The following is a 25,109-nucleotide window of genomic DNA, read 5'->3' on the forward strand; positions in this document are numbered from 1 at the left end:
ATATTATTTGAAAACATTCCACACAATGTTAAAAATTTGAATATAAAGAAGGACATACAGCACACAAAATGTATGCCATATGTCCTTTTTTATCTAATCATAAGTTAATACTTTATTCTCACTGCACGTTATAGTTACTTCTTTTCCTTTTAAAACAGTTTTAAGACAAACCCTATGCTTCCACAAATCTACGATATATTTTACTGTTTCTTTTGCATAATCAAGCTGTAGGTCTCTTCCATCATAAACATGCTCTAAAGTTAACGTTTTATCTCCCTTTGCCATATCTACTACTCTAATGTGTGGAATCATTCCCATTCCGCAGGAACTACTTAAAGTATTCCTTATTTTTTTCCATCCTTCCTCATCCGATACCTCTGTAATTACATAATTCATATTCTTTTTAGCATATTCAAAAAGATTTACCTCTTCACATAGTTCTTTTGTTAAATATCTTCTTATAAATGATTCGTCTCTTTCAAGGTATCTAACCTCAAATATTTTTTCAACTCCATGTTTTTCTACTAAGTCCTCATATATCTTAAATCCTAAGAAATATGGATTTATACGTCCTATCATTGGAGTTATTACATCATTGTGTCTTTTAATAAATTCTAAATGAAGAGAAGGCTCTAAATCTAATTTTTTTAGAATATTATAGTGCCAATAACTAGCCCATCCCTCATTCATGATTTTAGTTTCTATTTGAGGAACAAAGTATCTAGTTTCTTTTCTAACTATTTCTAAAATATTCTTTTCCCACTCAGCTAAATCTCCGTAATGACTTATAAAATAAAGTAAATCATCTTCTGGATTTAATGGTACCTTATCTACATTTGGAGGTTCTTCCTTTACATACGGCTCAATAATACTATAATTTGAATTCTTTTTCTTATAGTCATCAATTATTCTTTTCTTTAATTCTTCATCAGTTACTCTTTTTTCCCCAATAGCCCTTGAAGTCTGAAGCTTAATACCATGAGCTCCATTTAAAAGCTTTTCTACATTTTCATATCCTATACTAGGATCATTTATATAACTTCTTATATTATTGCCGTGGTTTTTAAACATTTCTAAAGTGTACTTAGCATGAGTTCCTTCTCTGAACAATCTATTATTCTTAAAAAAATCATTATGTCCATAAACATGAGCAATAGTCAATATCTGAAGAAGTAATGTATTGTCCTTCATAAGATAAGCTATGCAGGGGTCAGAATTAATAACCATTTCATAAGGAAGTCCTGTTAAATTATATTTATAAAGAGTTCTAAGCCTTTCATAAGCTTTTCCAAAGCTCCAGTGAGGATATCTTGATGGCATTCCTACATATACTTCATAAGCAAGCATGTCATTATAGCTTATCATTTCAAACTCTTGTGGATAATAATCAAGTCCTACCTTTTTAACAATAGCCTCAATTCTTTCATTCCATTTTTCTAAATCTCTTACCGTATATTCCAAGATATCACCCCTCTTTTTCATTGCCTTTTAGCATATCTCTTAATGAAGGCCAAAGTTCTTCTTTATTTTTCATTGTTGTAACAACAAAATTTTTGTGTTGTATTTCCTGTGTATATTTTTTCTTTATTGTACTTAAGACTGTTCCTGGCATAACTTCTGCATAACCAAAAAGATTACATACGTCACAAAGCTCTTTAGCTTTTTGCACTGCTTTTTGATTATCCTCACTCCAGTTATCTCCATCACTTACATGAAAGGCATATATATTCCAAGCTTCTGGATTATACTTATCATCTATAATTTCAAGAGCCTTACTATATCCACTAGAAATATAGGTTCCGCCTGACTCCATCTTATGGAAAAAATCATTTTCATTTACAACTTTAGCACGAGTAGAATGAGCTACAAATACTACCTCTACCTTTTGATATCTCATCTTTACAAATTGATATAGTAAGAAGAAAAAGGATCTTGCCAGATATTTCTTTGTTCTATCCATAGATGATGAAGTATCCATAATACACATAACTACTGCATTATATTCCCTTTTTACGGTTTGCTTAATTCTATGATATCTTAAGTCATCTTCCTTAAAAGGAAATCTTTCTATCTCTTCATCTCTGTTTGTTTCTTGCAAAGCTCTTTTATATCCTTGCTTTCGCTTTAATTTTTCAACTACAGTACGCTTTTTAGCAAGCCTTGGTCTTATACCATTTTTTTGATATCCTGCTCTTTTTTTAGCATGTTCAGACATAATTTCAGCAGATTTTTTCTTATCAAGATTAGGAAGCTTTAATTCTTCAAAAAGATAGTTTATTACATCCTCAATGGATACTTCTGCCTCATATACATCATCTCCATCAGCGTTACCAGCTCCACCACTTCCTTTACCTTGCCCCTGTTTTTTACCAGTTCCTATTTTATCTCCTCTTTTTTCTTCTCCTGTTCCACTTCCTACTCCAGAGGCATTTTCTCCAAATATAAATTGAAATTCCTTTAGTCCCTTTATAGGAATTTTAATCTTTTTATCTTTACTCTGACCTATTATGCTTTCTTCTGATAAAATATCAACTAAATTTTTCTTTATAGAATCTTCTACAAGCTCTTTATGTCTCCTCTTATCTTCTACAGCTCTATCATGGTCTATAGGATTGAAATCTCTAAATATTGCCATATTATCAATCCTTCCAAAGGTTATTTGCGGCATATTTCAGTATGACATCACAACAGTGATCGCAATATCCATTAGCCTTCATTTCCTCTACCATAGAATTATATTTTTTACCTTGATCCTTATCTCTAACTTTTGATTGAGTAATAACTCTTGATAAATCTCTTACAGAAGCAGTTAATTTCTTTTCAATGGCTTCTTTTAAAGGCTCATAAGAATCATAATTTATTTTTCCACCATTTCTGATTAGATAGAACATATAAGAGGTAACATCCAATCTGAATCCTTTTGCAGAACTTTCACTTACTCCTATTTGACCTTCAATAGAACGCATAAATGTTTCATCTGGTTCTAATTCTTCTCCTGTATATTGATCCTTAAGTTTTGTTTTATTTACATAAGCTTCTGCATTATCAAGATAATTATTGAAAAGACTTTCTGCCTGCTCTTTAAAGCTGCTTATAAATGCTTTTGTTACTTCTTTTTCTAAAATTTTGTTGTATTCTTTTCTTATAGTGTCCTGAACAAAAGCTAAATACTTCTTCTTATCCTCTTCATTCGTATCTAAATCTTTAATAGATTTTATTATACTTTCCATTACACTTAAAGGATTGATACAGTCATATTCAGAATTTGAAAGAGCATTATCGATGGCTTTTACTATAAATCTAGTAGATATTCCTGCCATACCTTCTCTAAGTCCAGCTTCTTCTCTTAATTCTATAATATCTATCTTTTTAGTAGTTCCTTTTTCAACTATTTCTTCTCCATTATATATTTTTACCTTTGTAAGAGGATCAACCTTAGTTGATGGTGCCATTCTTGAAAGTACTGCAAACATTGCTGCAACCTCAATAGTATGTGGAGCAATATGAGCTTTAAAATTACTCTTACCCAAAATTTTCTCATATATTTTTATCTCTTCATTTAATTCAAGACAATAAGGAACCTCTACTTTTACTATTCTATCTAATATAGCTTCATTTGTATGATCTGATTTAAACTTATTCCACTCAGCTTCATTAGAATGAGCCACAATTACTCCATCGAAATATATCATAGAATTTTTTCCTGGAGATGGTATAGACTTTTCTTGTGTCGCTGTTATTATTGTATGAAGATATTCTACATCATTTTTAAATACCTCTATAAATTCTACCATTCCTCTATTACCAACATTGAAAGCACCATTTAATGAAAGAATACGTGGATCATCCTCTGGATATAAATCCATCTTAGATATATCTACAGAACCTGTAAGCACGGAAGTATCTTGGTTGTTAGGATCAACAGGTGGAACAACTCCTATTCCTTTTCTTGATCTTATTGAAAAATCTGTACTTACAACAGGGAATTTTTCATATTCTCCATGGAATTCATTTTTTAATCTATGTCTACATACTGGACACAAATCGCCTTCTACTTTTATTCCAAGTTCATCTTCAAACTCACCTCTTAAATGCTTCGGAATTAAATGTAGAGGCTCTTCTCTCATAGGACATCCCTCTAATGCATATACAGGTGGACAGTTTTCTATTGCTTTTTTAAGAGCTTCTACTAATGAAGATTTACCTGCTCCAACTGGTCCTACTAAATACAATACCTGCCTTGCTTCTTCTCCTTGCATAGCTGCTGAGTAAAAATAACTTACTAACTTCATTAATACCTTATCAATACCATAGAAATCCTTCTTAAAAAAGTTATAGCTCTTTATAACGTCATTTCCATATATTTTTCTTATTCTTCTGTTTTCCTCGGGTTTTAAAACTTCAAATCCTTGCGCCATAATAATGTCATACATTCTTTTATGGGAAAGCTTAACTATATCTGGGTTTTTCTTAACAAATTCAAGATATTCTAATAATGTTCCATTAAACTTATTCTTCTTTTTATTTTCTCTATCCATTTTAATAATCTGTTTAAAATCCACTAAGTCTCCCTCCTTTTAAAAACCTTTATATAATTTTAAATTATGTTTGTATCAGTTTATTTTAATTTATATGTATGCTTTTTGCATATTATGCAAAAAAAACAAAAGACCAGCTATTTAGCTAGTCTCTTCTAAAATTACTTTAGTTCAAATTCCACTTCCACTGGATTATGATCTGAATTTTTAAATTCTAAAGAATATCCTTTAACATTTTTAATTTCAATATTGGATGAAACCAAGAATCCATCTATTATTGATAAATAGTTAATTCCTTTCTTATAAGGTATATCTATGCTTCTATTACTAGGCACTAACGTATCTACTGCCCACTTAAAATCTTCTGATTCAAAATCCTTCGGAATTTTTTTAAGCCATTCAGGCCACTCCTGTTCAGATTTGAAAATATTGGGGTCAGTTCCCGGAATCACATGATTCCAATCGCCTCCTACTATTATATAGTTTCCTTGTTTATATTCTTTTTCTATGTAATCTTTTAAAAATTGCAGCTGCTGTTTTCTTATTGTTCCACCTTTGTCATAAGCTGAAAGATGTGAATTAATTAATATAAGTTCTTTACCACCTTCAACTTTTAATCTACTTTCTATGAAACATCTATCTAATAAAGCAAGCTGTCTTGGCCATTTTTCATTTCCAGGATATTGATATCTATCAGATTTCTCTATATTATACTGGGAAAATGTTGCTAGTCCAGCTTCAACTTTTCCATGAGGCTTAAAAATAGGTACAGGAACCCACGGTACTTTATAATTTAATGCAAAGGTTGAACTGTAATCTTTTAGATTATCTTTTACATACTTATACTCATTAATGTAGAAGCTTCGTGTACAATTCACATCTATCTCCTGTAAAAATATAATAGAACTCTTTTCTTTCTTTAAAAACTCAGTAATTTCATTAAGATTTTCTAAAGTTTTTTCTTTGCTTTGTGAACGTGACCCTGTACCACCATCCATAAAGAAATCCTGGTCTTTATCTAAACCACAAAATCCAATATTAAAAGTTAATATTCTTAACGGAATATTCTTTTTTATTACATCTTGCTTATTATTTTCAATCTTTAAACTTATAACATCCTTAGGTTTATAATCAGTTACTGTCATAAATATCAGATAAGATGCCAAAATTATTACAAAAATTACAATTATCCATAAAATAAACTTTAAGGTTTTTCTTATCATACTCTCCTCCTGATGGTTAAATTATTTAATTATTCCTTATAACTATAATATACCTGTACATCATTATACATACTTTTGCAATAAGTGGCAAAAAATTAAACATTAGCAATTATGCTAATGTTTAATTCTACTTAACTTATAAAAGCTATTTATAGCTTAAATTTATTAACCTCTTCCATTGTTTTACCAGCCATAACAGAAAGCATTTCTGCACTGCCTGCTACCTCTTCTGATGAAGAATTCATTTCTTGCGCTGAAGCTGATATCTCCTCTGAAGTAGCTGAGTTTTCTTCTGCCACTGCTGAAGCTGTTTCTACCTTACTAATAATTTCATTTTTATCATTATTAACTCTATTAATTTCAGAATTTACACTTTCTATTAGAGGTAGTATATTTTCTATAGCATCTATTATTTCTTTAAAAGAATCTATAGAACTATCTATTATACTAACTTGATTTGTAAGTTCTCCATTTACTTCATTTGTTGTATTAATAACACCATTAGTTTCTGATGTAATTAAAGTTAATACATTATCAATTTCTGTTGAGGAACTTTTACTTTGTTCAGCTAATTTTCTAATTTCATCTGCAACAACAGCAAAGCCTTTTCCAGCTTCCCCTGCTCTTGCTGCTTCAATAGCAGCATTTAATGCAAGTAAATTTGTTTGATCAGCTATGTTATTTATAAGAGCTGTAATTTCATTAATTTTATTAACACTCATTCCAAGGTTAGATATTTTTGTGCTTACATCTTCAAAAGATTTATTTATATTATTAATAGATGTAACCAATTGCGTTAACTGATCGTTACTTCCTTTAGCCATTTTATCTATATTTTTAGCATTAGCATCAACATCTTCTACAGATAAAACAATATTATCTACAGCATTTCCAAAAGTATTTAAAGTATTCGCCATTTCTACCAGTTCGCTAGCTTGTGATGTTGAACCTTCTGCTACTCCCTGTACAGCATTAGCAACTTCTTGTGAGGATGAAGTCATCTCTTCTGAAACTGCTGATAAAGACATAGATTGCTCATTTATTGTATCTGTATTTTCCTTAACTGATTTTAATATATTAGCTATTGAAGAAATTGTTAAAGCTAATTCTTTTTTCATAACTCCAAATTCATTCTTTTTATCTTTTTCTATTTCTACTGTAAAATCTCCAGAAGAAAGTATATTCAATATTCCTGTGAATTCTTTTATAGAAGTTCTTATTGAAACAAGAATTAAAAGTGATAATCCTGTTACAAAAGTAATTAATAAAATTAATATTATTATAAAAGTAGATTTGCTATTATTATACTTGTCAATAGATTCCTTGTGAATAACTTCTGCAGCTTGTTTCTCATATTCTACTAAAGTTACAATTTCAGCAGATATTTTATCACCAAGTCCCTGTATTGGTTTCATATCTATTGCTTCACCACGTAATTTTTGTCCTTTTATGGAACTATACCCCTTCATATAGCTTCCGTAATTTTCCATCAAAGAATTGATTATTTCTAATTTTTTATCATCCTTGCTAACCGCTTTAACTTGTTGTAGTTTTTCCCTAATTAATTTATCATTTTCTTCTACAATTTTAGTATATTCCTCACTATACTCTCTCTCTATTACCTTTGTAAAAGCATTCCTCAAAACTCCCATTTCTCCATTAACTTCCCCTATTACTACAATTTCTAAAAGGTGTTTATTGTAAATTTTCTCAATATTTGTGCTTAAATTCTTCATGTTCATGAATCCTGTTACCCCTATTACAACTGTACTAATAAGAGATAAACACCAAAGCAAAATTATTCCATGTATTATTTTAAAATTTTTGAATTTTTCAAACACTTTACTTCCTCCTATCTCATCTTTTGTTGTTTGTAATCATATTATCGTAATTACGCCTTAAATCTTTCCATGATATTTATGGAAATTATTTATTTATTTTTTAGTTCTATACCATATTTCATGATGATTATATATAAATTTATATAAATAAAAAAGACTAGCAATTAAGCTAATCTTTCTTAACTCGAACAAATTTAAGCAACTTGTTTCCTTACATTACTATGTTCTTCTAATTTTAATATCTTAGCTAATAATTTAGAAGTACTCGCTTGGAAAGTAAGGGTTACTATTATGGCCATAAAAGTTACTGATGATATAATTTGAGCATTTGGAATTTTCATAGTAACCATCATTCCTGCTAATGCTGCTGGTATTACTCCAGTTTCTCTAATCCACATCATATATACAATTTCTTTAAAATTCCATTTTGCTTTTCTATCAAGAGAAATAGATATAAAAGCTGACACTGGTCTGGAAACAAAGATAAGTACAGCAACTATAAGTAAAGACGCTTTCCAGTATTTAGCCAAAATTTCAAATTGTACTTGGGTACCTAGAAGTATAAAAATCATCATTCTTAAAATTACAGTTAAAACTTCTTTAAATCTAAGATGTGTTATGTAGCTTTCTTCTGGAAGTCTTAGATTTACCATTTTTTTATTTCCACATATCATACCTACAATGAAAGTTGACATGTATCCACTAAATCCAAGCTTTTCTGAAATAAGATAGGCAACTCCTACTCCAGCTATAGCCAGTTGTGAAGGATATTCTTTTAATATGCCGTATTTATCTTCAGATATCAATATAGAATTTATAACACCAACTACAACACCAACTAATATACCTCCACCAGCACTTAAAGCTAATTTTAAAAGACTACCTTTTAGTGAAAATGTTCCTCCTTGTATAATTCCTAAAATAGCAAAAGTAATTATTGCTGCTGCTACATCATTAAAAGCTGATTCTGATATTATTGTTTGTTTTAATTTACTGCTTATATTCATATTCTTGAATAAGGGTATCAATACTGAAGGATCTGTAGAAGCTATAATTACTCCTAATAAAAGTGCACACATAAAATCAATATGAAGTATCTTATATGCAAAATATCCGGTAATAAATGTTGAAATAATGACCCCCATAGTAGCTAACAAAATAACTGTATACTTTACTTTATTTAATATCTTCAATTCTACTTCTCTACCACCATCATATAAAATATAAGCTGCACCAAAAGTTAAAATAAATTGATTTCCTATAGGATATTTATCTATATTAATCCAATTTAAAACATGAGGCCCTAAAAGTATACCTGCAAATATAAATAAAACTACATCAGGTAAATGGACCTTCTCACTTATCTTGGCAAAAACAACACCTGATAATAAAACTAAAACTAATAATTCCAATAATTTTTCACTTGCAACAATTGCAGTAGACTCCATATATATATACCTCCTTTGTAAAATTGTATATAAAATTTAATTAACAATTTCTAATAATAACAGCTTAAAATTCCTTTTTCAATAGAAAAACAAATGTAAACATTCTCAATTTTTACCAAATCATTACCCTTTAATCCTGATGTTTTTACACCTTAATATAGCTATAAATACTGCAAAAGAACATAAAAAAAACTAGCCTATATGGCTAGTTTAACTTGCTATTATTTACCTGGCATATGTTTTATATCCTTAGTATTTACTATACTTCTTTCTCTACTGTATCCTCCATTATTATTACTGCTTACTACAATCATATACGGCCACCAATTATCCATTGAACTTCTAACATCTTCTGAAGAATAATATCTATCTTTTCCTTTTTTTGAACCATTTTCATAAACTTCGCCCCAGCTGTTAGGATCATATACTTCAAAGTAAGTTTTATCATCTACCACCTTATATCCTTTTATAACTATAAAATGACCTCCTCCGAATTCATAATGGCGTCCCACATGTTCTTCTTTATTTGGATTATAAGTTATATAATTACTATCAATACAAAGTATTAAAACATTCCCATCTTTTAATTGATTTTTCACAGAATTTTCCGTTATATCCTCTACTACATAATTCTCAATCTTATATTTATCTAAATAATTTGTAATATCATAAGTATACCACCATCCACCTTCACTTCTATAAGTATTTCTAGCATCTTGTGCTGTTTTATCAAAAGAAGGGTTGGCCCACTTTATAGCCATAGTAACACTTGAAGGTCCACAGTTTTCATAGTTATGAGTTCCTGTGTTAAATTGATCTATATACCATTCATACTCTCTGTCATTATGAACGTATTCTGTTTCATATTTTCCAAGTCCTAATGATTGTTCTAAATGTTTTCTAACTCCAAAACTAACTTCTTTAGATTGTTTTAATTTTGAACCTGAAACACTTTTTATATTTGTTCCAACAGTTAATGTATATCCCTCTCCTAGTTTGTATCCTTCTACTGGTGAACTGACTAATATACTTTTAGAATCATCGCCTAGTTCTATATTTACAGAAATAGGATTATCTTTACTATCTTTAACTTTAATTTCATTCTTAGTAGAAGCATCAATTTCAATCTCTTTATTAAAATTAATCTTCCATACCTTATCTGTATCTACTATCTTATCGTATTGATGTTTGCTTTCTTCACCTTCTTTTTCTTGTGTAGAACTTTTATCTATTTCTATATATTGCTTGTACACATATCCATAAGAAGAGTTTAGTTTAATTTTATACCAGTCTCCAATAGTATCTACTATTTTTACAGAACTATTAGGTTCTAATTTAAATAGAATCTGTGATTCTAAACTTGGACCTTTTCTTACATTTAAATTGGTACTCGTTGTAACCATGCCTTTAGGTGAATTTATTGTTTTAGCTAAAGACGTTGATCCAACAATAGGACTTAAAGCTATTGAAAACGCCAGAATAGCTGATAGTATTTTTTTATTCTTCATATTTCCTCCTCATATACATATATATTTTTTATTTATCTTTCTATAAATTATATTGTATAATTTGACCATTTACTATTATTTTTTTCATTTTAACTCCATTTATATTATAACATTAATATTTTCTAAATGTCATATATTTGCACATATACTTTTTCCAATACATATACTGTATTGGATACATATTCTTATTTAAAAGAGGTGATGTTATATAGGTAATTTAATAATACACGCCTGTAAAACTTTAACCATATCAAGTAAATTTCCACAAGAAAATATAAATGGAGAAACAATAATAGTTGGTAATGATGGAAACGATTTTTACGGAAGTTATCTTTTTTTCGATACTTCCTCTATACCTGATAACATTTCAATACACTCATCTGAAATTGTGCTGTTTAAAGTTACAGATTTTTTTTATGATTATAATAAAAATTTTTCTATCTGTCCTATTGCAGATTATTTTAGTAGCTTTACCTCTTATGAAACTCGTCCCAAAATATATAAAAATTTTTCAGAAATCTTTAACCCATTTACATGTGGTGTAGCTGTAGAAATTGATATCACGAATATAGTACGCGGCTGGTTACAAAATCTCATTATAAACAAAGGTTTGTTTTTGTATAGTAGTAATTCTAACTCATCATTAACTTCCTTTGGTTCAGCCTTAAGTAAAGATAACTATCTGATACCTATTTTAAGAGTAAGTTTTAAAAAATCACCTATTCCAGTTAATTTGCCATATGTACCTATAAATAAATATCCTTATATTTTATCTAATCCTTAAAAATTATCCACAAGTTTAAAATTTTATAATTTTCTATAGAATAAAAAAATAAGACCTCCTATTAGAGAAGGTCTTATTTTTTATATATTTTAAGTGAAAGGTAATTATATATTTAAATTTTATAATTAGGTCTGTTACTTATCAAATGATAGTTACTATACTAATATTCCTGCTAAAACTGCAGTCATGAAGGCTGCTAATGAACCACCTATTAATGATTTCATTCCTAATTTAGCAATTTCAGAACGTCTTTCAGGAGCAAGTCCACCTATTCCCCCGATTTGTACTGCAATTGAACTGAAGTTAGCAAATCCACAAAGAGCATATGTTAATATAGTTACAGTTTTAGGACTTAAAGTTGCATTTTCTATATGTGGCGCTAAATTAGCATAAGCAACAAATTCATTTAAAACTATTTTTTGTCCTAATAAATCTCCTGCTGCAATAATATCATTAGCAGGTACACCCATTATATATGCTATAGGTGCAAATAGTCTTCCTAGTATCCAGTTTAGACTTAAGTAGTCCATTCCTACTAATCCACCTATCCATCCAATTAAAGCATTTACAAGTGCAACAAGAGCTACAAAAGCAAGTAACATAGCTCCAACATTTAACGCAAGAGAAAGACCTTCACTAGCACCGTTAGCAGCAGCATCTATAACATTTGCACTTGTTGATTCAAGTTCCATTTCTACTTTTCCTTTAGTTACTGGAGTTTCAGTTTCAGGAACCATTATTTTTGCAATAATAAGACTAGCTGGCGCTGACATTATGCTAGCGGCCATTAAGTGACCTGCATTTACTCCCATAGCAACATATCCAGCCATAACGCCTCCAGCAACTGTTGCCATACCACCTGTCATTACAGTTAATAATTCTGATTTTGTCATAGATTTTATGAAAGGTTTGATAACTAAAGGTGCTTCAGTTTGTCCAACAAAGATGTTTGCTGTTGCTGATAAAGTTTCTGCACCACTTGTTCCAAGTAGTTTAGCCATTACTTTAGCAAGACCTTTAATTATAGGTTGCATAGCACCCACGTGATATAAAACGCTCATTAATGCTGAGAAGAATATTATTGTAGGTAAGATTTGTAATGCAAATAAAAATCCAAATTTGTCAACTTTTATTAAATCACCAAATAAAAAAGCAGTTCCTTCCTTGGTAAAATCCAATAATTTAGTAATACAATCACTTGCAACTGCAAAAGCTTTTTGTCCTGGTGGAAATTTAAGAATTAAAAGAGCAAATACCAATTGTAATACAATTCCTGTAATAACTAATTTCCAATCAATTTTTTTCTTGTTATCTGATAATAAATAAGCAATAAAAACTAGAACAAATAAACCTAATATACCTATTAATTTATCCACTTTTAATTTCTCCTTTGTAAATTTAATTTTTTCATTTGTTTTTTATTATTTTATTCTTTCGTTAATCTTCATTTTATTACATAATAGTATAATTATTACATCGAATTCCGTCACCTAATACCCAGTCCCCAGGTGAAAAATCTCCTTTACTGGTGACTGGCTATTGGTAACTATAATAATATGAGTTCTAAAACTTTATTAAACTTCTTTTATAATGTTTCTCATCAGCTTAATGAACTTTTCTCTAGCCATTGCTGAAGTTTCCATTACTTCACTATGATCTAATGGTTGATCTAAAATTCCAGCTGCCATATTGGTCATGCAAGAAACTCCAATTACTTTAACTCCACTGTGAACAGCTACTATTACTTCTGGAGCTGTAGACATACCTACAGCATCTCCGCCTAAAGTACGTACCATTCTAATTTCAGCAGGTGTTTCATATGTTGGGCCACTCATGCAAGCATAAACACCTTCTTGTAGTTCTATATTTAAAGATTTTGCTATTCCCTTAACTTTTTCTCTTAATTCTTTATTATATGGATCTGACATATCTGGGAATCTAGTTCCAAATTCTACTAAGTTCTTTCCTATTAATGGATTGTTTCCTGATAAATTTAAGTGATCTTTTATAAGCATTAAATCTCCTGGTTTATAACTTGTGTTTACAGCTCCTGCAGCGTTTGTAACTATTAAAGTTTCAATTCCTAATAACTTCATTACACGAACTGGGAAAGTAACTTCTTGCATATGATATCCTTCATAGTAATGAAAACGTCCTTGCATTGCTACAACTTTTTTTCCCTCTAAAGTTCCTATAACTAAACGACCTGCATGACCTTCTACAGTTGAAACTGGAAAATGTGGAATTTCATTATAAGGATAAAACTCTGCATCTTCTATTTGATCTGCAATAGCTCCAAGTCCTGATCCTAATATAAGTCCCATTTCAGGTTTAACCTTTGTTTTTTCTAAAATATACTTAGCTGCTTCATTTATTTTAACTTGTAAATCCATACTCTTATCTCCCCTTATACTATTTAATAATTTTATCCGATAACTAACAATTCTAACACTCCCTTCTCTACAAGAGGGAGCTAAGAATTGTAAAGTTCCTGGATTGGTTCAACTAGAATTTAGATGGAGTAAAAATTCCATCTTAATTAAGTTTCACTTTATCTAAGAAACTTTCTCCATTTTTAATAGGTTCTACTGAAAATATTTCTGCAACTGTTTGACCCATATCAGCAAAAGTTGTTCTAGTTCCTAAATTAACATTGGATTTTAATGCTTTACCATATGCTAAGAAAGGAACATATTCTCTTGAATGGTCAGTTCCAGGCATAGTTGGATCACAACCATGATCAGCGGTAATAAATAATATATCTGTATCTTTCATTGCCTTTAATATTTCAGGAAGTCTTGCGTCAAAAGCTTCTAAGCCTTTTCCATAAGCCTCTACATCATTACGATGTCCCCATTTCATATCAAAATCAACAAGGTTTGTAAAAATAAGACCTTTTTTATCTTCTTTGATGTAGTTTAAAGTTTCATCTACCCCATTCATATTATCTTTAGTATGAACAGCCTCTGTAACTCCTTGACCTGAGAAGATATCTTCTATTTTTCCAACTGCCATCACATTTAAATTATTCTTTTTCAAAATATCTAATACAGTATCGTGTGGTGGCGTTAGTGAAAAATCTCTTCTATTTGCAGTTCTTACAAAGTTTCCTGGTTCTCCAACAAAAGGTCTAGCAATTACACGTGCAACTGCATGATCTCCTGTTAAAATATTACGAGCTGTTTCACACATTTTATATAATTCTTCAACAGAAATAACTTCTTCATGTGCAGCAATTTGGAATACGCTATCAGCAGAAGTATATACAATAGGATTTCCTGTTTTCACATGTTCTTCTCCAAGTTCTTCTATAATTGCAGTACCAGAAGCTGGCTTATTTGCTATCATTTTTCTCCCTATTGCACTTTCAAATGCATCTACAACTTCTTTAGGGAATCCATTTGGATATGTTGGGAAAGGATTTTCTGAATATATACCTGCCATTTCCCAGTGACCTGTAGTTGTATCTTTTCCATCTGACATTTCTTCAAAGCGAGAATAACACCCTATTGGATTTTCTACTTTGTTAAGCCCTTTTATACCTTCAATATTTCCAAGTCCTAGTTTTTCCATGTTAGGAAGCTTTAATCCGCCTAAAGCTTTTGATATATTTCCAATTGTATTGCTACCTACATCTCCATATTTTTCAGCATCAGGTAATGCTCCCATTCCAACACTATCTAGTACAATCCATATAACTCTATCTATCACTTTAACCCCTCCTAAATGCTACTCTAAATTAAATTAGTATCCAGCATTTTCAGTCTTAGTTCCTTCAACAATTGCTATTGAAGCACTAGCACCTATTCTATTAGCACCTGCTGCAATAACAGCTTCAGCATCTTCTTTAGTTCTTACTCCACCAGATGCTTTAACTCCCATTTCAGGTCCAACAGTTTCTCTCATTAGCTTTAAGTCTTCAACAGTTGCTCCTCCTGTAGAGAATCCAGTTGAAGTCTTTACAAAATCAGCTCCAGCTTCTTTTGATAATTCACATGCTTTAACAATTTCCTCTTTTGTTAAAAGACAATTTTCAAGGATAACTTTTACTAAAGCTTTTTCCTTTGCTGCATCTACTACTGCTTTAATATCTTCCTTCACTACATCATACTTTTTATCTTTTAACGCACCAACGTTTATTACCATATCAACTTCATTTGCACCATTTTCGATAGCCTGTTTTGTTTCAAACGCTTTCACTTCTTTTGTTGTAGCACCTAGCGGGAAACCTACAACTACACAAGTTTTTACGTTAGTTCCTTGTAACTCTTTACTTACTAATGAAGTATAGTATGCATTTACACATACTGAAGCAAATTCATATTTCTTAGCTTCTTCACAAATTTTTATAACTTGTTCTTCTGTTGCTTGTGGTTTTAATAATGTATGGTCTATGTATCCATGTAGCTTCATTTTTATCCTCTCCTTTTATTTTTAATTTATTATTGTCATTTCAACAACTTTTTATTTTATAACTTTCTTTTCTTAACTTTTGATCAATCTTGTGTACATTTAATTTTTTTGATGTGAAAGCGCTTACATACAAAGTAAATTTTAAAATGTGAATAGTATAAATCCACATCTTATTTTTTTATATACTTCTCTGACCCATTTAAAACAAGTTCTGGTAAAAGAGTAATTCTTTTTATTTCCTTCTTTTCTTCGTTCTTTAGAATATCAATAAGCAACTTCATGCCAATACTGCCCATTTCTCTAGTAGGTCCATTAATAAAGCTAATATTCATTCCAGCTATAGTTAATATTTCTATCCTATCAAAACCTATAATAGCCATATCCTCTGGTATCTTCAAATCATCTTCATGAAGTGCTTTGATACATCCCAAAGTCATCAAGTTACTGCATACAAAAATAGCAGTAGGTCCATCTTCCATCATTACCATTTCTTTTGTAAACTTATATCCACTTTCTTGTCTATAATCCCCATAAAAAATATATCTTTCATCTATAGGTATATTATTCATCGCTAAAGCTTTTTTATATCCAATCAATCTATCCTTTGCAGGTTTAGAATTCATACGTCCTGTAATTATAGCTACTTTTCTATGCCCCGCTTTTATTAAAGCTTCAGTTCCTTCATAAGCCCCTTTTATATTGTCAACAAAAACTCCACTAAATGTAGAATATTTTACATGTCCATCTACTAAAACAATTGGAATTCCTAAATTTTCAAGTGTACTTAAATATTCACTATTGAAATCATCTTCAACGGAAGTTGGAGTTATTATTATTCCTTGAATTCTCTGCTCCTTTAGAAGCTTAAGAGCTTTTAATTCTTTTTGCATACTTTCATCAGTGTCACAAAGAATTATATTTAAATCATGTTTATCAGCTATTTCACTGATTCCTTTTATTACTTCCCCAAAGAATGGGTTATTTATGTCTGGAACTATAACGCCTATAGTATTCGTTTTATTTGTAGATAAACTTCTTGCTATAGCACTAGGAGTATAGTTTAGTTCTTTTATTATTTTTAAAATCTTTTCTCTTGTTTCTTGCTTTACATATCCTGAATTATTTAAAACTCTTGATACTGTTGCTGGGGATACTCCTGCTGTTTTAGCAATATCACTTATTGTAACTGACATTTTAGTTCCTCCTCATATCTTTAGGAAATCGCTTACACATCTTTTGTACATTCACAATATTATTATAAAACATAATTGTAAAAATTTAAATATACTTTGTGCAAATTATCTAAAAATAATTATCAATAAATCTATCATCAAGAATATATAAAGTTTTTATCTTATTTAAAATTCAACCGAAACTATATGTTAGCGGTTTCATATTTAATATACATTAATTTTCGACACTTTTCAATATATTTTAGTGTATTTCTTTATATTACCATACGTTTTTATAAATATTTCTTTATTATGATTTAAATTTAACAAAAACATTTGTCAAACAATTCATTTAGCTATTTCAATTTATGCAACTTCATCTATTTCAATTTTATCAAGATTGTTATTTTGGGTCAGAATATTCAGAATTATATTGGTTAATTTTTCAGAAGTGTATCCTAATAAGGATCCTATAGTCATAGAGATAACCGTTATACTAAAGTTCATTCCAGATGCAATAAATGCAGACCATCCAATAAAAGATGCAGGAATAAATGCTACTAAGTGTAATTTAGACTGTATGCAAATACCTGCTGATCCTAGTCCATTTCCTATAGTTATTCCAGTTACTTCGCCTAAATGTGGTGACAATAAATTAGATAGTTGAAGAGTTAAAAATCCCCAACATATTCCACTTAAATTAGCTATTAGTGCTTTTTTTACTCCTTTTTGGCCTCCTCCTGCTGCAAAAAAGCTAGACCAAGCTAAAAAACCTGCAACAGTACTTAATCCCAAAGAAAAACTACCTATTGTCCACAATACTGCAATGATACCACTACTAATTCCTATAGCTACTACCTTTTTCATAAAAAACCTCCTCATTAATATTTTATGTAAAAAAATAGTCCCTATACATATTCTGATAAATTTACAGATATATATAGGGACGAATTATATTCGTGTTATCACCCTGTTCTACGATTATAAAATCGTATTCACCATGTAACAGTGGTTAGCCATAAATCTTAAAAGATCTCTAGTTTTATTAACTTTTTTCGACACAAAATACTATAATATATTTTTTTATGTTTATCAAGTGGAATTTAAAGTAAGATTTCACTAAGTTAGCTTTGTAATTTCTTTCATTTATTTTAATCAAATTTAAATTTAGTATCAAATTTACAATTATTCCAAATTGGTTTCTATTAAATAATGCCCTTTATCATTACCAAGCAATATTTTTATCTCTTTCAATATTTTGTTTCACTATTTTTTATTTTATTAGATATTTAAGTATTTAAAAATTCAATTATAGTTTAAATTTCACTTGACAAATAATCTAAAAAATTGTATATTTTGAAATGAAAATTCAAGAAATTTGTAAAAGTTTCCGGTATGCCACCGTTATATGGTTGATATAGATTTTGAATCTATATCATAGGGTGATAACACGAATTTTATTTCGTCCCTTAGATAAATTACACAATTTATCTAAGGGACTCTTTTTTGTTGCATCTTTTTATAAGATTTTACATTTCTAATTAATTTATAGAAAATATAATATACTAGGAGGAAAAATGAAATGAATAATACAAACAAAATTAGAGAAAGTTATTTGTTAGTTGCTATATCCGCAGCTTGTTGGGGTATGATGGCAATATTAACACGAAAGTTAGAAGAATTAGGCTTTGATTCCATATCAATATCAGCACTTAGGCCTACTGTCGCAGTACTTTTTTACGTGTTATTTACTTTAATCAAAAATCCTAAATGTTTTAAGACTGATTTGAAAGGTATTTTATTTTTTATTGTATATGGTGTAATTGCTTTAGATGGAATGTTTCTTTCTTTTACTTATGCAGTTAAATATACAAGTATTGCAACAGCTTCAGTTCTATTGTTTACAAATCCAATATTTGTAATGATTATGTCATATTTTGTTTTTAAAGAAAAATTTACGCTAAAGAAAGTTCTTTCATTGTTATTAGCTATTTTAGGATGTTTTTTAATTTCTAGAGGATATGATAGTCAAGCATTTAAAATTGATAATTTATTTGGAATAGGTATGGGAGTATTATCTGGCTTTACTGTTGCATTGCAAAATGTATTAGGTAAGATTGGTGGAAAAAAATATCCTCCAAAAACTCTTTTGGTTTATTCTTTTATATTTGCTACTATATTTTTGTGGTTCTTTAGATCTCCAATATCATTGATACAACATACTAACAATTTAACAGCACTTTTTTATGTTATTGCAATAGGTTTTGTAGCAACAGTTATACCAAATGGATTATTTGTAAAAGCATTACAACATGTTGAATCTAGTAAAGCAAGTATAGTATGTAGTATAGAACCTATAATAGCAGCCATATTAGGTTATGTTATTTATAAAGAAGTTCTAGAAATTCCTCAAGTTATAGGAATGGTATTAATATTATTTTCAGTAGTATTAATTCAGTTAAAAGATAAAAAAACTAAAGATTATATGAATGAAACTGCAGAATACCCAAAAGCATCTTAATCCTATAAAGATTTGATTTTAATCTTTATAAAATTATAATAAATAAAATTGAAGATATGTATTAAATTATAAAAACAATTCAATATAAAAATTGAATTGTTTTTATTGTATTTTCGTTTATTTAAGAGTTGGGAAAGTATTTGCTCCATGAGTCATAACATACGTTTTTAAATTTTCACCTTTTTGTTTATACGTAATTTCTAATGCTTCTTCTATAGTTTTAACTGCAGTTATGTTAGCTTTCTTTAGAAGATTTGAATCTATATCAGATACTAAAATCACATCAAACTTATCTGCTATATCACAAATAATATAAGCTATGTCTTTTGAAATACTATATTTTTCTCTTAAATCTTTTTCTCTGTCTAATAGATTATCAAAATTAAGTAATATATGTTGAACATCAGCATTTCCACCAAGTCCTTCTGAACATTGACTTAAAACTATTATTGTTCCACCTTCTTTTACAGCTTCTCTTGCATTCATAAGAGTTTTACTTGCTTGATAAAGGTTTATATCCTTAGGATATCCTCCAGCTGTTGCAATAGCAAGGTCAGCTTTTTGATCTATATATACTCCATCTATACTCTCAACTATTTTACATCCCTCAATATGTGCTTTTATATAATCCCCAGCAACAGCAGCTCCAATGTTACCATTCGGCTCCATAATTACATTAAATATGAATGAAGGTTTTACAAATGCTGAAGCTTCCATCATATCTTCATGTACAGGATTGCCTTTTAATTTTCCGCCTCCTGCTTCTTTGTTTTTTCCTTCTCCTAATGTTTTACTAAGTGAAAGTTCATGGTTTTTCATTATAGTATCATAAGATACTATTCCTGGAAGAATACTCTTTCTCCCCCCTGACCAACCAGCAAGAAAATGGTACACAATTCCACCTGCTAATACTATATGATCGCATTCCACAGCTTTTTTGTTTACATGTATTTTATTTCCAAAAGATGTTTCTCCAACAAAAACTAAATTATCTTTATCAAAACAATCATGGTCTAAAACATCAAATCTTTCGATTAATTCTTTACCTATAAGCATTTCATGTTCTTCTTTTGTTTGCTTTCTGTGAGAACCTGCTGCACTTATAATTACTATATCTTCATCTTTAATACCACCTTCATTTAATTCCCTAATGATTTCTGGAAGAAATTTAGGTGTTTGCTGCCACCCTCTTGTAATATCAGGAATTACTAAACATACAGTTTCTCCTTCCTTTACAATATCTTTAAGTCTCGAACTTCCTATAGGATTATGTAGAGCATCAGTTATTATTTCATCTACTGTTTTTGTAACTTCAAATGGATTTCCTTCAATTTCTCTAAGTAAATTTTCTTCTTTAACAGGTACATTCATTTTTATTTTTCCATACTTCATCTTAAAGTTTTTCATAGGTTATCCTCCCTAAAAATTAAAATTTATAAAAATCACTCTGTCACAAAGGTTGTTATGAGTACAAATTATAATCTGCAGTAAATTTTTTTTCAACTAAACTTTTCCCTGATATATATGAATAACATTAAAAAAGTAGAAATTACTCTATAAAACACTTTAAAACAACACATTTCATAAATCTCACCATAAAAGTATAGCCAAATATCTCAGATTATGTTATTATATTTTCATCATTGTGTTACACAATATCTATTATTACACCAGATATGTGTTATACTATATTCAGGTATATATAAACAAAGGAGGAAATTATATGAATACTTATTTATTATTTTTTATAGCATTAGCGCCTATAGTATGGTTAATGTTATCCTTAGGTGTACTTAAAATGCCTGGACACAAAACATGTCCAATAACATTAATTGTAACTATTTTATTAGCAGTATCGGTATGGAAAATGCCTATTCCACACGCTATGACTGCAACCCTTGAAGGTATTACCCTTGGGCTATGGCCTATAATGCTTGTAATTGTTGCCGCAGTTTTTACTTACAACCTTTCTATTCATACAAAGAGTATGGATGTTATAAAACAAATGTTAACAGGTATTACTACAGATAAAAGAATTTTAGTACTTATTTTAGCATGGGGATTCGGAAGTTTTTTAGAAGCTATTGCAGGTTTTGGTACAGCAGTTGCAATACCAGCAAGTATTATGGTAGCTCTTGGATTTGAACCAGTTTTCGCTGCTATTATATGTCTTATAGCTAATACTACGCCTACTATTTTTGGAGGTATTGGAATACCTACAGTTACATTAGCTAAGGTTACAAACCTTGATGCTGCAGCTCTTAGCTATCCAATAATACTTCAAATTTCAATATTAAGTTTAATAATACCTATAGTACTCGTAATACTAACTGGTAAAAGTGTCAAAGCTATTAAAGGAGTATTAGGCGTAACCCTTATTTCAGGCTTATCATTTGCACTTCCATCATTTTTAGCAGCAAAGTATATGGGAGCTGAACTACCATCACTCCTTGGAAGTATAATATGTATGGGTACTACAATTTTGGTAACTAAACTATTTTATAAAGATGCCTCTACTAATGATATTGAGAAGGTTTCTATGAAAAAAGGTATTATGGCTTGGCTTCCTTTTATATTAGTATTTTTATTTATTATACTTACAACACCATTGTTCCCAGCTATACACAATTCACTTTCATCAATTAAATCATCTATCCCTATATATACAGGACCTAACGCAAAACCTTTTGTATTTAAATGGATAGCAACTCCTGGTTCGTTAATTATAATTGCTACATTTTTAGGAGGACTTATTCAGGGTGCAAAATTTAATGAAATTGCAGGAGTTTTTGTACAAACATGTAAACAAATGACCAAAACAGCAGTGACTATTTTATCTATTATAGCCATTGCAAAAGTAATGGGATACAGCGGAATGATAAAATCTATCGCTCAAGTGCTTGTAATAATAACTGGTGATGCTTATCCAATATTTGCACCAATTATAGGGTCTCTTGGAACATTTGTTACAGGAAGTGTTACTTCTTCAAATGTTTTATTTGGTGGGCTTCAAGTTGAAGTTGCTAAATCATTAGGAATGAATCCTTATTGGCTTGCAGCAGCAAATGGTTGTGGTGCTACAGCCGGTAAAATGATATCTCCTCAAAGTATAGCAGTCGCTACAGCTGCTATAGGTATGCAGGGATCTGAAGGAAAAATATTAAATGCAACTTTAAAAGTTTGTGTAGTGTATGTAGCATTTTTAGGAATCATTTCATATTTTGCAGCACCATTGTTTGGAATTTAATAAAAATAGAATTTATGTTAAGATATCTATGGAAACGTAAAACCATACTATTCTAAGGACGTGATTAATTTGTACTATATGGATTATCATTTACATTCGCAGCATTCTTTTGATGGAAAATCAACATTGAGTGCTATATGCAATAGTGCTGTAAATAAAGGTATAAAAGAGGTTTGCTTTACAGAACATTTTTCCGTAGATCCTGAAGTTCCTACTTATGGATATTTAGATTTTCATAAATACTTTTCTGAAATAGATGAATGTAAAAATAAGTACTCTAAAAATTTAATAATCAGAAAAGGTGTAGAAATATGTGAGCCACATTTAAATAGTAAAAAATTACAACAAACTTTAAAGGATAAAGATTTAGATTTTATAATAGGCTCTGTACACAATATAGACAAGTTAAAATTAAGAAATTATATTAAAAATAAAAATAACTTTGAAGCATATAAGGGATATTTTAAAGAAGTATATAATGCAGTATCTTTAGGTGATATGGATATTTTAGGTCATCTAGATTTATTAAAAAGATATGCTTATAATGATTTAGGTAACTACATATTTCCTAAGTTTGAAGATATTCTAACTAAAATACTAAAAAAACTTATCGAAAGAAATATAGGACTTGAACTTAATACTTCTGGACTTCGAAGTGATGTTAAAGAAATTTTTCCATCTGTACATGTGTTAAAGCTATATAAAAACTTAGGTGGTGAAATTATTACCATTGGTTCTGATTCTCACTCCAGTGAACTTATAGGAGAAGGTTTTAAATTAGGAATAAACATCCTTAAAAGCTGTGATTTTAAATATGTATTTACCTTTGAAAAAAGAAAACCTAATGCAGTAAAAATATAAATATCTAAATATAAATTAGGAGTGCTATATGAGCACTCCTAATTTATTTTCCAAAAACATTTTTTACTATACATTCCACAATTTAATTCTATTCAAAAACTTTAATCATTCGATAATTGTATTATATGATAATAACCAAGGAGGAATGTAAATGAAACACAAAAGTAAAATTTTAGCACTAGTAATGATTTTTAGTTTAATTTTCTCATCATTTCTACAAGCACTTGCTGCACCTAAATCCAAAAGATCAACAGCACCTGCAGCGCCCTCTTCAATTTCTGCTTCGCAAATAACAGAAACTGAAATTACATTAAATTGGTCAAGAGTTAGAAAGGTTTCTGGATATAAATTGTATATAGCAGAAAATATTGATTCTAACTATTCTTTAATTGCAACTACTACTTCAACATCTTTTAAAGTTACAGGTCTTAAACCCAATACTGATTATTGGTTTTTCGTGAAGTCTTATAAATCCTCTAGTGATTCTGCTGATTCCAAGCATATAAAAGCAACTACTTTAGCACCAGCTCTTCCTCCCGAAGAACCTGTACCTCCTGTAGATACTGAGTCTGCTAAATTAGTTTTAGGCTTCACAACTTACTATTATTCTGGTGATAAATCATCTTACAATTCATTAGTAAACAATTCTCAGTTAATTGATGAGATGGCAGCAGCAGCATATTCCATAGATGGACAAGGTAATATTTCTGGTCTTGTTCCTACTGAACAAATTACTTATTCAAACGATAATGGAATTACTTCACTAGCTCTTGTTGCAAACAATTTTGATGGTAGCATAGCAAAAACACTTCTTGAAAGTGCTGAAAACAGAAAAAATTTCATTAATAATCTTATTATAGAACTAGAAAAATATAATTTTAAAGGTGTAAATATTGATTTTGAAGGTGTTTATTACTATGATAGAAATTTTTACACTACATTTTTAAGTGAACTGTATAACACTTTAAATCCGCTAGGATATATTGTATCAGTAAGTGTACCTGCAAAAACTAGTGACAGCCCAACAAACAGTTGGAGCGGAGCCTATGACTATGCTCAAATTGCAAATTTTGCAGATCAAATAATCATAATGACTTATGATGAGCATTATCCTGGTGGTTCTCCTGGTCCTGTAGCTTCTATTAATTGGTTTCAAAAAGTAGCAGAATATGCAGCTTCAGTAATACCTAAGGATAAAATTATACTTGGTACTGCTGCTTATGGATATGATTGGTCTCAAAATGGCACAAAAGCATATAGTATAAATGGTATGTATAATTTAGCCGCTTCATATAACGCTGAAATAAAATGGGATTCTACTTCACAATGTCCTTACTTTAACTATACTGACAGTACTGGTATTTATCATACTGTTTGGTTTGAAAATAGTACAAGCCTTTCTTATAAATTAGATGTAGTCAATAATATGGATTTAAAAGGTATTGGAATATGGCGTTTAGGTATTGAGGATGCTGACTATTGGACAACTATAAAAACAAAATTTAATAAATAAGAATTCATTTTTTGTTATATTTTCAAAGACCCTATGTTAA

At 29.7% G+C, this 25,109-nt stretch carries 19 protein-coding genes; 5 read left to right on the forward strand and 14 right to left on the reverse strand.

The window, feature by feature from the left end:
* Positions 1-93: 93 nt before the first annotated feature.
* The 7 genes from OXH55_RS10355 to OXH55_RS10385 form a co-directional block, all read right to left on the reverse strand.
* Positions 94-1,461: a SpoVR family protein gene (locus OXH55_RS10355; RefSeq protein ID WP_268049865.1), complete on the reverse strand. Its 1,368-nt coding sequence runs from the start codon at positions 1,459-1,461 to the stop codon at positions 94-96.
* Between the two features lie 4 nt (positions 1,462-1,465).
* Entirely contained in the window at positions 1,466-2,635 is a 1,170-nt protein-coding gene (gene yhbH / locus OXH55_RS10360) for a sporulation protein YhbH (RefSeq protein WP_268049866.1), read from the reverse strand.
* Positions 2,636-2,639: 4 nt separating this feature from the next.
* Positions 2,640-4,562: a PrkA family serine protein kinase gene (locus tag OXH55_RS10365; RefSeq protein WP_268049867.1), complete on the reverse strand. Its 1,923-nt coding sequence runs from the start codon at positions 4,560-4,562 to the stop codon at positions 2,640-2,642.
* Positions 4,563-4,699: 137 nt separating this feature from the next.
* Positions 4,700-5,758: an endonuclease/exonuclease/phosphatase family protein gene (locus tag OXH55_RS10370; protein ID WP_336296773.1), complete on the reverse strand. Its 1,059-nt coding sequence runs from the start codon at positions 5,756-5,758 to the stop codon at positions 4,700-4,702.
* Between the two features lie 152 nt (positions 5,759-5,910).
* Complete coding sequence (locus OXH55_RS20120) at positions 5,911-7,602, reverse strand: methyl-accepting chemotaxis protein (RefSeq protein WP_268049869.1); 1,692 nt, start codon at positions 7,600-7,602, stop codon at positions 5,911-5,913.
* Positions 7,603-7,796: 194 nt separating this feature from the next.
* On the reverse strand, positions 7,797-9,050 hold the full coding sequence (locus OXH55_RS10380; RefSeq protein ID WP_268049870.1) for a cation:proton antiporter: 1,254 nt from the start codon (positions 9,048-9,050) through the stop codon (positions 7,797-7,799).
* Between the two features lie 221 nt (positions 9,051-9,271).
* Entirely contained in the window at positions 9,272-10,558 is a 1,287-nt protein-coding gene (locus OXH55_RS10385; protein WP_268049871.1) for an SH3 domain-containing protein, read from the reverse strand.
* A 247-nt stretch (positions 10,559-10,805) separates the two neighbouring features.
* Between OXH55_RS10385 and OXH55_RS10390 the strand changes: the two genes are divergently transcribed.
* A complete protein-coding gene (locus tag OXH55_RS10390; protein ID WP_268050076.1) occupies positions 10,806-11,342 on the forward strand; it encodes a DNRLRE domain-containing protein in 537 nt (178 codons plus the stop codon).
* A 155-nt stretch (positions 11,343-11,497) separates the two neighbouring features.
* Here OXH55_RS10390 and OXH55_RS10395 read toward each other — a convergent pair whose 3' ends face one another.
* The 6 genes from OXH55_RS10395 to OXH55_RS10420 all read right to left on the reverse strand — a co-directional run bounded on the left by OXH55_RS10395 (position 11,498) and on the right by OXH55_RS10420 (position 17,794).
* A complete protein-coding gene (locus OXH55_RS10395; protein ID WP_268049872.1) occupies positions 11,498-12,718 on the reverse strand; it encodes a NupC/NupG family nucleoside CNT transporter in 1,221 nt (406 codons plus the stop codon).
* 198 nt (positions 12,719-12,916) lie between these two features.
* On the reverse strand, positions 12,917-13,735 hold the full coding sequence (locus OXH55_RS10400; RefSeq protein ID WP_268049873.1) for a purine-nucleoside phosphorylase: 819 nt from the start codon (positions 13,733-13,735) through the stop codon (positions 12,917-12,919).
* A 142-nt stretch (positions 13,736-13,877) separates the two neighbouring features.
* Positions 13,878-15,053: a phosphopentomutase gene (locus tag OXH55_RS10405; RefSeq protein ID WP_268049874.1), complete on the reverse strand. Its 1,176-nt coding sequence runs from the start codon at positions 15,051-15,053 to the stop codon at positions 13,878-13,880.
* 33 nt (positions 15,054-15,086) lie between these two features.
* Positions 15,087-15,755, reverse strand: coding sequence for a deoxyribose-phosphate aldolase (gene deoC, locus OXH55_RS10410; protein ID WP_268049875.1), 669 nt, complete (start codon positions 15,753-15,755; stop codon positions 15,087-15,089).
* A gap of 170 nt (positions 15,756-15,925) precedes the next feature.
* Positions 15,926-16,948 (reverse strand): LacI family DNA-binding transcriptional regulator, encoded by a 1,023-nt coding sequence (locus tag OXH55_RS10415; protein WP_268049876.1) that lies wholly within the window; start codon positions 16,946-16,948, stop codon positions 15,926-15,928.
* 345 nt (positions 16,949-17,293) lie between these two features.
* The gene (locus OXH55_RS10420; RefSeq protein WP_268049877.1) at positions 17,294-17,794 is read right to left on the reverse strand and encodes a DUF1097 domain-containing protein; all 501 of its coding nucleotides are present in this window, start codon (positions 17,792-17,794) and stop codon (positions 17,294-17,296) included.
* 715 nt (positions 17,795-18,509) lie between these two features.
* Here OXH55_RS10420 and OXH55_RS10425 point away from each other — a divergent pair.
* The gene (locus OXH55_RS10425; protein ID WP_268049878.1) at positions 18,510-19,448 is read left to right on the forward strand and encodes a DMT family transporter; all 939 of its coding nucleotides are present in this window, start codon (positions 18,510-18,512) and stop codon (positions 19,446-19,448) included.
* Between the two features lie 117 nt (positions 19,449-19,565).
* Here the strand turns inward: OXH55_RS10425 and OXH55_RS10430 are convergent, their stop codons facing one another.
* Positions 19,566-20,855 (reverse strand): lactate racemase domain-containing protein, encoded by a 1,290-nt coding sequence (locus OXH55_RS10430; protein ID WP_268049879.1) that lies wholly within the window; start codon positions 20,853-20,855, stop codon positions 19,566-19,568.
* 316 nt (positions 20,856-21,171) lie between these two features.
* On the opposite strand from OXH55_RS10430, the gene OXH55_RS10435 reads away from it, so the two are divergent.
* From OXH55_RS10435 to OXH55_RS10445, 3 genes are all read left to right on the forward strand, one after another.
* Positions 21,172-22,695, forward strand: coding sequence for an L-lactate permease (locus tag OXH55_RS10435; protein ID WP_268049880.1), 1,524 nt, complete (start codon positions 21,172-21,174; stop codon positions 22,693-22,695).
* A gap of 78 nt (positions 22,696-22,773) precedes the next feature.
* Positions 22,774-23,556, forward strand: a complete 783-nt coding sequence (locus OXH55_RS10440) for a histidinol-phosphatase HisJ family protein (RefSeq protein WP_268049881.1) — start codon at positions 22,774-22,776, stop codon at positions 23,554-23,556.
* Positions 23,557-23,707: 151 nt separating this feature from the next.
* Positions 23,708-25,069 (forward strand): glycosyl hydrolase family 18 protein, encoded by a 1,362-nt coding sequence (locus tag OXH55_RS10445; protein ID WP_268049882.1) that lies wholly within the window; start codon positions 23,708-23,710, stop codon positions 25,067-25,069.
* Positions 25,070-25,109 lie beyond the last annotated feature (40 nt).

This window comes from Clostridium ganghwense, assembly GCF_026735165.1.
In the GTDB taxonomy this organism is placed as follows: domain Bacteria; phylum Bacillota; class Clostridia; order Clostridiales; family Clostridiaceae; genus Clostridium_H; species Clostridium_H ganghwense.